Consider the following 9,931-nt stretch of genomic DNA (forward strand, 5'->3'; position numbering starts at 1 on the left):
GCGAGCGTCCCGACCCCGCCCCCGGCGCCGAGGACCAGCACCCGCGACCCGGCCCGCACCCGGCCGGCCCGCAGCGCGTGCAGGGCGGTCGTGCCGCTGGTCGGGACCGCCGCCGCGGTGGTGGACGGCACGTGGGCGGGCAGAGTCGCGAGCCGCCGGGCCCGCGTCACGGCGACCTCGGCGAAGGCGGCCCGGCCGCAGCCGAGCACCCGGTCGCCCGGCCGCAGGTCCGCCACGTCCGGCCCGACCGCCGACACGGTGCCCGCGAGGTCCAGGCCCAGGCCGGGCTCCCGCGGTGCGCGCAGCCCGGTGACCAGCCGCATCACGGACGGCAGGCCGGTGACGAGGTGCCAGTCGCCCATCGCGACGCCCGCCGCCGCCACCCGCACGTGCACCTCGTCGCCCGTCGGCGGCGGCAGCTCGCGCTCCGTCACCCGCAGCGCGTCGGGCCCGGCGTACCGGTCCCGCACGACGGCCCGCACCGTCGTGCCCGTCGTCGTCCTCGTCGTGCTCATGGCCGTCCCCCGTCCGGTTCGTACGCGAACACCTCGTCGATGGACCGCCCGAGCGCGCGGGCGATCTGGAAGGCCAGCTCGAGCGAGGGGGAGTACCGCCCCTGCTCGACGGCGATGACGGTCTGCCGGGTCACGCCCAGAACCTCCGCGAGCTGCGCCTGGGTGAGCCCGCGCTCCGTGCGCAGCGCGCGGATCCGGTTGGTCACCGCGGTCGGCCTCACCACGGGCCGGCGCCCCGGCGGAACGCGACGACCCGCGCGACGGCGGACAGCACCGCCGACAGCACGAAGCCGAGGTACAGCGCGTTGGCGATCCAGAAGTGGTCCGCCTCCAGCAGCGCCAGCACCAGGCCGGTCACGCCGCCGAGCACGAGGAACGCCTGGCCCACGTGCTCGCCCATCCGCTCGATGTCGCGCTCCCGCTCGTCCCGCACCCCGCGGTCCCGCGACGTGGCGCCCAGCACGATCCCCGCGACGATCCCCGCGAGCACCGCCGCGCCGATCGAGGCGAGCATCGGGCCGGCGTAGGCGACGTCGGCGATCCCGCCGGCCGCCCGGGACAGCACCACCGCGACGTACGCGGCGTACCCGAGCACGGCGATGACGCCGAACGCCCAGGTGTTCTTCTCCTGGTAGGACATGGCCCGCTCCGTCCGGCCGAGGGATGTCAAAGATGTTTGACATCACCGACGGTAGGGCCGTGCGGCGCGCGATGTCAAACATCTTTGACATCGCCCGACGTCACGGTTGCGTCTCGGCGCGCGGCAGAGCCTTGACAGCAATTCATCCAGACGTTGTAGTTATCGAGTCCGGGGCAGCGCCGCCCGGGGCCGTGCACGTGGAGCAAAGGAGCATCCATGCGTCTGCAGAAGTCCGCCCTCGCGTCCGGGGCCGTCCTCGCCCTCGGTCTCACCGCCGCGTGCAGCGGCGGTGGCGGCGACAGCACCGCCGACGACTCGACGATCACCGTCGCCTACCAGAAGACCGCGCAGTTCGTGCAGCTCGACGACCTGCTGCAGAAGGCCAAGTCCGAGTACGAGGCCGCGAACGAGGGCATGACCGTCGACCTCGTGCCGATCGAGGCCGAGCAGGACCAGTACTTCACCAAGCTCGCCCTGATGAACGGGTCGGCGGACACCGCGCCCGACGTCATCTACGAGGACACCTTCCAGATCCGCTCGGACGCCGCGGCGGGCTACCTGCAGCCGATCGACGAGTACGTCGAGGCGTGGGAGGACTGGGACCAGTTCCCGGACACCGCCCGGCAGGCCGGCCTCGGTGACGACGGGAAGGTCTACGGCGTCTCGATGGGCACCGACACCCGCGGGCTCTACTACAACAAGGACCTGTTCGCGCAGGCCGGCCTCCCGACGGACTGGCAGCCGGAGAGCTGGGACGACATCCTCTCCGCCGCCCGCACGATCAAGGAGAAGCTGCCCGACGTCACCCCGATCAACGTGTACGCCGGCAAGGCCGCGGGCGAGGCCACGACGATGCAGGGCTTCGAGATGCTGCTCTACGGCACCGACGACGAGCTCTACGACGCCGACACCCAGAAGTGGATCACCGGCTCGCAGGGCTTCACCGACTCGCTGGCGTTCCTCGAGACGATCTACGGCGAGGGCCTCGCGCCGTCGCTGGACATCGCGCTCGACGCGTCGGTCGGCGCCCGCGTCGCCACCGAGCTGCTGCCGCAGGGCAAGCTCGCGATGGCGGTCGACGGCTCGTGGCTGCCCGGCGGCTGGATCACCGGCGACAACGCCTGGCCCGAGTGGGAGGACACCCTGGGCATGGCGGCGATGCCGACCCAGGACGGGCAGGACCCGGGGTTCACGTCGATGTCCGGCGGCTGGACCCTCGCGGTCGGCGCGCACGCCGGCGACCCGCAGGCGGCGTTCGACTTCATCGCCACGGCGCTGAACAAGGAGAACTCGCTCAAGTACGACACCGAGAACAGCCAGATCGCGGTGCGCACCGACGTCGCGGAGGACCCGGAGTACCTGGGCTTCAACCCGTCGTTCGAGTTCTTCAGCTCGCTGGTCGACTACACGCACTTCCGCCCGGCGACCCCCGACTACTCGCAGATCTCGTCCAACATCCAGGTCGCGGCGGAGTCCGTGGCGACCGGGCAGGCGACGGCCGAGGAGGCGGCGGCCACCTACGACGAGGGGCTCGTGTCCATCGTGGGCGACGACGCGACGCAGGCCGCCGGCTGATGACGGCCGCCACGCTGGACCGGCCGGACCGCGCTGCGGCTGCTGCCGCTGCTGCCCGCGGTCGCGCTCATGCTGGTGTTCCTGGCCGGTCCGGTGCTGTGGTCGTTCTACGGCTCGCTGACCAACCAGGCGCTGACCGGCTACAAGGCGGCGAACCCGGAGTTCGTGGGCCTGGACAACTACGCCGAGCTGCTCACCGACGACGGCTTCTGGAAGGCCGTCGTCCTGACGGTGGTGTTCGTCGGGGCGTCGGCCGTGATCGGGCAGAACGTGCTCGGCATGGCGCTCGCGCTGCTGCTCCGGGCCGCCGCGAAGCCGCTGCGCGCCGTGGTGTCGGCGCTGGTCGTCGTGGCGTGGGTGCTGCCGGAGATCGTCGCGGCGTTCGCGCTGTACGCGTTCTTCTCCACCGACGGCACGCTCAACCAGGTGCTCGCCTGGTTCGGGCTCGAGGGCCCGACCTGGCTCATCTCGGTGCCCATGCTCGCGGTGATCCTGGCGAACATCTGGCGCGGGACCGCGTTCTCGATGATGGTCTACGGCGCCGCGCTGTCCGAGGTCCCGCCCGACGTCACGGAGGCCGCCGCGATCGACGGCGCCACCGGCCCGCAGCGGTTCTTCCGGATCACGCTGCCGATGATCCGCCGGTCGATCTCGACCAACCTCATGCTGACGACCCTGCAGACCCTCGCGGTGTTCACCCTGATCTGGGTGATGACCGGCGGCGGACCGGGCACCGACTCCTCGACGCTGCCCGTGCTGGCCTACCAGGAGGCGTTCAAGTTCGCGCAGGTCGGCTACGGCACGGCGATCGCGACGGTGACGCTGCTGGTCGGCGCCGTGTTCTCGATCGTGTACATCCGCGTGCTCAAGCCGGAGGTGGACTGATGGCCTCGCTCACCGCCCCCACCGCCCCGGTCGCGTCGGCGGCCCGACGGCGGGGCAACCGCCCCGTGCCGTCCGTGGCGTCGCCCCGGCGCCGCACCGGCAGGCTCCTGGTCACGCTCGCCCTGGTGCTGGTCGGCGTCGCGTTCCTGGTGCCGCTCGCGTGGATCGTCCTGGCGTCGCTCGACCCCGCGGCGACCGTGTCGGTGAAGCTGCCCGAGTCGATCACCACCGACAACTTCACCGAGATCCTCACCTGGGAGGCCACCTTCCGGCCGCTGTGGAACTCGCTGGTGCTGTCCCTCGGCACCGGCGTCCTCACGGTGCTGGCGTCGGTGCTCGCGGCCTACCCGCTGTCGCGCTACCAGATGCGGTTCCGCAAGCCGTTCCTCTACTCGATCCTGTTCGGCACCTGCCTGCCGATCACCGCGATGATGGTCCCGGTCTACGCGCTGTTCGTGTACCTGGGGCTGCTCGACTCCGTGCCGGGGACGATCTTCTTCCTGGCGGCGACGTCGCTGCCGATGGCGATCTGGATGACCAAGAACTTCATGGACTCCGTCCCGGTGTCCCTGGAGGAGGCCGCCTGGGTGGACGGCGCCGGGTCCATGACCGCGCTGCGCCGGATCGTCGTCCCGCTGATGCGCCAGGGCATCGCGGTGGTGTTCATCTTCGTGTTCACGCAGGCCTGGGGGAACTTCTTCGTCCCGTTCGTCCTGCTGTTCTCGCCCGACAACCAGCCCGCGGCCGTCGCCATCTACAGCTTCTTCGGCACCTACGGGACGGTCGCGTACGGCCGGCTCGCGGCGTTCTCGATCCTCTACTCGGTCCCCGTGCTCGTGCTGTACCTGCTGGTGCAGCGGTTCTCCGGGGGCTCGTTCGCCATGTCCGGGGCCGTCAAGGGCTGACCCGCCGCCCCACCACCCGCACCCCCTCGACCCCGATCACCGCACGCCGTCAGGAAGGTCCACCATGCCCGTCGAGCACTCCGCCGCCGTCGTCCAGCGCGTCCAGCGGTTCCTGCACGAGCGGCTCGCCCCGGCGGTCGTCGCCGGCCGCGCGCCGCTCGACGTCACCGCCTGGACGGCACCGGGGGAGCCGGTCCCGTTCGATACGGCGGTCGCGCAGGAGTACGCCGCGGCGCCGCCCGGGACGCCGTGGGGCGCGCCGTGGAGCACGACGTGGTTCCGGATGACCGGCGACGTGCCGGCGGGCTGGCTCGGCTCCGCGGAGGTGCGCGACGGGCGGCACGCCGTCGAGCTCGCGATCGACCTCGGGTTCACCACCACCCAGCCCGGGTTCCAGGCGGAGGGCCTCGTGCTGCGGGGGGACGGCGTCGCGGTCAAGGGGCTGTCGCCCCGGAACCAGGCCGTGCCGTGGGCCGAGCCGCGGGTGGACGTGTACGTCGAGGCCGCCGGCAACCCGGACGTCGGCAGCAGCACCTGGTACGGGCCGACCCCCCTGGGTGACCCCCTGACGGCCGGCACCGACCCGCTGTACGCGCTGCGCTCGGCGGAGGTCGTGCTCCGGGACGTCGAGGTCTGGGAGCTGTGGCAGGACCTGCTCGCCGTGCTGGGGCTGGTCGAGGTCGTCGACCCCGCGTCGACCCGGTACGCCCGGGCCGTGCGCGCGCTGGACCTGGTCGTCGACGCGGTGGACCCGTCCGACGTCGCCGGCACCGCCGCGGCGGGGCGCGCGGTGCTGCGCCCGGTTCTCGACGTGCCGGCCGCGCCCGGCGGGCACCGGGTGCTCGCCACCGGGCACGCGCACATCGACTCCGCCTGGCTGTGGCCGGCCCGGGAGACGGTGCGGAAGTGCTCGCGGACCTTCGCCAGCGTCGTCGCGCTGATGGACGAGCGGCCGGACTTCGTGTTCGCGTGCTCGTCGGCGCAGCAGTACGCCTGGGTGGCCGAGCGGCACCCGGAGCTGTTCGAGCGGATCCGCGCGAAGGTGGCCGCCGGCCAGTTCGTGCCGGTCGGCGGCATGTGGGTCGAGTCGGACACCAACATGCCCGGCGGCGAGGCGCTGGCGCGGCAGATGGTCGAGGGCAAGCGCTACTTCCTCGACGAGCTCGGCGTCGAGACCCAGGACGTGTGGCTGCCGGACTCGTTCGGCTACACCGGCGCGCTGCCGCAGATCGTCCGCGCCGCGGGGTCGCGGTGGTTCCTGTCCCAGAAGCTGTCCTGGAACGACACCAACCGGATGCCGCACCACACCTTCCACTGGGAGGGCATCGACGGCTCCCGGGTGCTCGCGCACTTCCCGCCGGTCGACACGTACAACTCCGACCTGTCGCCGAAGGAGCTCGCGCACGCCGAGCGGAACTTCGCGGACAAGGACGTGGCGACCGGGTCGCTGGTGCCGTTCGGCTGGGGCGACGGCGGCGGCGGCCCCACGCGCGAGATGCTCGCCGCGGCCGACCGGGCGCGGTCCCTCGGCGGGCTGCCCGAGGTGGAGCTCGGGTCGCCGAACACCTTCTTCGAGCGCGCCGAGGCCGAGCTGGCCGACGCGGGGCCGGGCTCGCCCGCCGTGTGGTCGGGCGAGATGTACCTGGAGTACCACCGCGGCACGTACACCTCCCAGGCGCGGACCAAGCGCGGCAACCGGCGCAGCGAGCACCTGCTGCGCGAGGCGGAGCTGTGGGCGGCGACCGCGTCGGTCCGGACCGGCGCGGTGTACCCGGCCGAGGAGCTGCGGGCGCTGTGGCGGGTGGTGCTGCTGCACCAGTTCCACGACATCCTCCCGGGGTCGTCGATCGGCTGGGTGTACCGGCAGGCGGAGGAGGCGTACGCCGACGTCGAGGCCCGGGCGACCGCGGTGATCGACGCGGCGCTCGCGGCCCTGGTCGGCGACGGGGACGCGACCGTGCGGCTGAACGCGGCGCCGCACGCGCGCGACGGCGTGCCGGCGCTCGGCGGGGCGGTCACGACGGACGACGGCGCGGGGCCGGCCGGGACGGTCGAGGTGCTGCGCGAGGGCGACGCGCTGCGGGTGCGGACCGACGCGCTCGACGTGCGGCTCACGCCCGGCGGGCAGCTCGCGTCCGTGCGCGACCTGGCCGCCGACCGGGAGGCGGTCGCGCCCGGGCACCTGGCGAACCTGCTCCAGGTGCACCGGGACGTGCCGCGGCAGTGGGACGCGTGGGACATCGACGCCGAGTACCGGCGCACCGTGGAGGACCTGCTCGACGCCGACGCGCTGGAGGTGGTGGCCGAGAAGCCCGACCGCGCCGTGGTCCGCACCTCGCGCACCGTCGGCGACTCGACGATCGTCCAGGAGCTGACCTTCCGGCCCGGCACGCGCGCGGTCGAGATCGTCACCGAGGTCGACTGGCACGAGCGGCAGCGGCTGCTCAAGCTCGCGTTCGGGCTCGACGTGCACGCCGACCGGTCCGCCGCCGAGACCCAGTTCGGCCACGTGCACCGGCCGACGCACACGAACACGTCCTGGGACGAGGCGCGGTACGAGATCTGCGCGCACCGCTGGCTGCACGTCGGCGAGAGCGGCTACGGGGTGTCGGTCGCGAACGACGCGACCTACGGCCACGACGTCACCCGGGCGGTCGGCGACGACGGCGGGACGGCCACCGTGGTGCGGCAGTCGCTGCTGCGGGCCCCGCTGTTCCCGGACCCCGAGGCCGACCAGGGGCGGCACCGGTTCCTGTCGGTGCTGCACGTCGGCGCCGGCATCCCCGAGGCGGTGGTCGACGGGTACCGGGCGAACCTGCCGGTCCGCGAGGTCCGCGGGGGCCGGGGCGTCGCGCCGCTGGTGACCGTCGACGGACCGGGGGCGGTCGTCGAGGCGGTCAAGCTCGCGGACGACGGGTCGGGCGACGTCGTCGTGCGGCTGTACGAGGCGCACGGCGGGCGGGCGCGGGCGACCGTGACCGCCGGGTTCGACGCCACCGGGGTGGCCGAGGTGGACCTGCTGGAGCGCGAGGTCCCGGCGCGGGCCGTCGTGCCGGCGACCGCGGCGGACGGGACCGCTGGGGCGGCCGGGGCGGCGGGCGCGGCGGTCGCGCTCGACCTCCGGCCGTTCCAGCTCGTCACCCTCCGCTTCCGTCGGGCCTGACCCCGCGCGGGATCGGCGGGCGAGGGGGCCGGCCCGGACGCACAGGTCCGGTCCAGGTCACGCCCAGGGGGTCGGCAGGTCGGGGCGGGAGCGTCGGCGCTGGTGGGCGCGGTGCCGCGGGTGCGGTGGCGCGCCCGCCGGCGCCCGACCCCCCCCCACAGGAAGCGACCCATGAGCTCACGACCCCCGGCCCAGGAGAAGCTGCCGAAGAAGGACCGCAAGGCGCTCGCCCGCGAGCTCGCCCGCCTCGAGCGGGAGCGCCAGGCGCAGCGCCGGCGCCGCAACCGGCGCCTCGGCTGGGCGGGCGCGGGGACCGCCGTCGTCGCGGTCGGCGTGATCACGGCGCTCGCGGTGCAGGCGTCGGTCCGCGCCGGGCAGGTCGGGCCGCACAACATGCTGTCCGACGGCATCGTGCTCACCGGCGACGGCAGCGCGGTCGCCGCGAGCCGGACGACCGCGCTCGACCCGGGGCAGGCGCCTGTCGCAACCGCCGTCGACCGCAGCAGCGGCGTGCTCGACCTGGTGCTCTACCTGGACTACCGGTCGCCGGAGGCCCAGACGTTCTGGGCGGCGAGCTCGGCCTCGATCCAGCAGTGGGTCACCGCGGGGTACGCGACGCTGGAGATCCACCCGCTGGCGCTGCTCGACGGGGCGACGGTGCGCACGGGGGCGTCGCCGTCGGCCTCGGCCTCCGCGTCGCCGTCGGCCTCCCCGGCCCCGGACGACTCGCTGCTCGGCAGCATGGCGACCACCGGTGACTACTCCGCCCGCGCCGCCGGCGCGCTCGCCTGCGTGGCCGACACGACGCCGGACAGCGTGCTGGCCGTGCACGACGCGCTGCTCGCCGCGCAGCCCGACCTCGACGAGGACGGCCTCGACGACGCCGACCTCCTCGCGCTCGTCCAGGACGCCGGCGTCACCGACGAGTCCGTCGCCGGCTGCATCACGGACGGCGGCTTCACCGACTGGGCGACGGAGGCGACCGCGCGGGCCGCGCAGTCCGTGCCGTTCGACGTCGGCAGCGTGACCACCAGCCCGGTCGTGCTGGTCGGCGGGCAGCAGTACACCGGCGACCTCGGCGACGCGGACGCGCTGCTGGCGTTCGTCGAGCAGGTGAGCACCGCGCTGGCCGAGCAGGCCGCGGCGACGGCGTCCCCGAGCGCGTCGCCCACCGCGCCCGCGAGCGGGTCGCCCACCGAGGAGGCCACCGGGTCGACCGCCCCCTAGCGTGGCGGCATGGACCGGTGGACCTGGCCCGCGTGGGTGGGCGTCGTCGGCGGGCTCGCCGCCTTCGCCGTGCTGCTCGTGCCGGTGCTCGTCGTGCAGAGTCGGCGGTACGGCCGGCTCAGCGGGTGGCGGCTGCTCGGTGCGGCGGCGGTCGCGGTGTACGGGGTCGCGCTGCTGGCGTACACGCTGCTGCCGCTGCCCTCGGGCGACCTCGCCGCGTGGTGCGCGCGGTACGGGGTGGGCGGCCCGCAGCTCCGGCCGCTGCAGCTCGTCGCGGACATCCGGCGGGACACCGCCGGCCTCGGGCTCGGGGCCACCCTGCGCAGCGTGGCCGTGCTGCAGGTCGTGTTCAACGTGCTGCTGTTCGTCCCCTGGGGCGTGCTCGCCCGGCGGTACCTCGGCCGGGGCGTGCTCGGCAGCACCCTGTCCGCGGCCGCCGCGTCCCTGCTGATCGAGACGACCCAGGCGACCGGCGTCTTCGGTCTGATCGGCTGCGCCTACCGGCTGGGCGACGTCGACGACCTGCTCACGAACACCCTCGGCGGGCTGCTCGGCGCCCTGGCCGCGCCGCTCGTCCTCGGCTGGATGCCGCGGGCCGGCGACCTCGCCGCCGGGCGTGCGCTGCCGCGGCCGGTCACCGTCGCGCGGCGCTGGATCGGGATGCTCGTCGACGCCGCGCTGGTGACGTCGACGGGCTTCGGGATCACCGTCGCCTACCGGCTGCTGCTCGTCGCGACGGGCCGGCCGGTCCCGGGCGCCGGCGACCCGGTCGAGCTGCTGATCGGCACGGTGCTGCCCGTCGCGGCCCTGCTGTGGCTGCCGCCGCTCCTCGGGAGCGGGGCGTCGCTCGGCCAGCGGGCGATGTGGCTCGAACCGCGGTGGCGCCGCGCGGACGGCACGACCGGACGCGGGTCGCCCGCGGTCCGGGCGGCGCGGGCCGCGCTCGGGGCGGGGCTGTGGGGACTGCTCACCGTGCTGGCGGCGCTGCCCCGGGCGCGCCCCCGCCCGGCCACGCCCCGGG

At 74.5% G+C, this 9,931-nt stretch carries 9 protein-coding genes; 6 read left to right on the top strand and 3 right to left on the bottom strand.

Features of this window, described 5'->3' with window-relative positions:
- From FA014_RS14935 to FA014_RS14945, 3 genes are all read right to left on the bottom strand, one after another.
- Positions 1–515: alcohol dehydrogenase catalytic domain-containing protein (locus FA014_RS14935; protein ID WP_154730449.1), on the bottom strand; the 515-nt coding region annotated here is incomplete at its 3' end.
- The gene (locus FA014_RS14940) at positions 512–739 is read right to left on the bottom strand and encodes a helix-turn-helix transcriptional regulator (RefSeq protein ID WP_154730450.1); all 228 of its coding nucleotides are present in this window, start codon (positions 737–739) and stop codon (positions 512–514) included. The genes FA014_RS14935 and FA014_RS14940, both read right to left, overlap by 4 nt.
- Positions 733–1,155: a hypothetical protein gene (locus FA014_RS14945; protein ID WP_154730451.1), complete on the bottom strand. Its 423-nt coding sequence runs from the start codon at positions 1,153–1,155 to the stop codon at positions 733–735. The genes FA014_RS14940 and FA014_RS14945 overlap by 7 nt, the downstream gene beginning before the upstream one ends.
- A 216-nt stretch (positions 1,156–1,371) precedes the next feature.
- Between FA014_RS14945 and FA014_RS14950 the strand changes: the two genes are divergently transcribed.
- The 6 genes from FA014_RS14950 to FA014_RS14975 all read left to right on the top strand — a co-directional run.
- A complete protein-coding gene (locus tag FA014_RS14950; protein ID WP_154730452.1) occupies positions 1,372–2,730 on the top strand; it encodes an extracellular solute-binding protein in 1,359 nt (452 codons plus the stop codon).
- Positions 2,731–2,799: 69 nt separating this feature from the next.
- Positions 2,800–3,615 (top strand): carbohydrate ABC transporter permease, encoded by an 816-nt coding sequence (locus FA014_RS14955; RefSeq protein ID WP_154730453.1) that lies wholly within the window; start codon positions 2,800–2,802, stop codon positions 3,613–3,615.
- Positions 3,615–4,520 (top strand): carbohydrate ABC transporter permease, encoded by a 906-nt coding sequence (locus tag FA014_RS14960; protein WP_154730454.1) that lies wholly within the window; start codon positions 3,615–3,617, stop codon positions 4,518–4,520. Before FA014_RS14955 ends, FA014_RS14960 begins: the two co-directional genes overlap by 1 nt.
- Before the next feature lie 64 nt (positions 4,521–4,584).
- Positions 4,585–7,683 (top strand): alpha-mannosidase, encoded by a 3,099-nt coding sequence (locus FA014_RS14965; protein WP_154730455.1) that lies wholly within the window; start codon positions 4,585–4,587, stop codon positions 7,681–7,683.
- 171 nt (positions 7,684–7,854) lie between these two features.
- Positions 7,855–8,910 carry a DsbA family protein gene (locus FA014_RS14970; RefSeq protein ID WP_154730456.1) on the top strand — a complete coding sequence of 352 codons (1,056 nt, stop codon included), beginning with the start codon at positions 7,855–7,857 and terminating at the stop codon, positions 8,908–8,910.
- 9 nt (positions 8,911–8,919) lie between these two features.
- Positions 8,920–9,931, top strand: a 1,012-nt coding sequence (locus FA014_RS14975) for a VanZ family protein (RefSeq protein ID WP_154730457.1), incomplete at its 3' end; no start/stop codon positions are given.

Source organism: Cellulomonas hominis (genome assembly GCF_005239125.1).
Classification (GTDB): domain Bacteria; phylum Actinomycetota; class Actinomycetes; order Actinomycetales; family Cellulomonadaceae; genus Cellulomonas; species Cellulomonas hominis_A.

What these genes read in the sequence shown, in the direction of transcription:
- FA014_RS14955 (WP_154730453.1), top strand. Translation starts at nt 2,800, where the DNA reads ATGCTGGTGTTCCTGGCCGGTCCGGTGCTGTGGTCGTTCTACGGCTCG.
- FA014_RS14945 (WP_154730451.1), bottom strand. Translation starts at nt 1,155, where the DNA reads ATGTCCTACCAGGAGAAGAACACCTGGGCGTTCGGCGTCATCGCCGTG.
- FA014_RS14970 (WP_154730456.1), top strand. Translation starts at nt 7,855, where the DNA reads ATGAGCTCACGACCCCCGGCCCAGGAGAAGCTGCCGAAGAAGGACCGC.
- FA014_RS14965 (WP_154730455.1), top strand. Translation starts at nt 4,585, where the DNA reads ATGCCCGTCGAGCACTCCGCCGCCGTCGTCCAGCGCGTCCAGCGGTTC.
- FA014_RS14960 (WP_154730454.1), top strand. Translation starts at nt 3,615, where the DNA reads ATGGCCTCGCTCACCGCCCCCACCGCCCCGGTCGCGTCGGCGGCCCGA.
- FA014_RS14950 (WP_154730452.1), top strand. Translation starts at nt 1,372, where the DNA reads ATGCGTCTGCAGAAGTCCGCCCTCGCGTCCGGGGCCGTCCTCGCCCTC.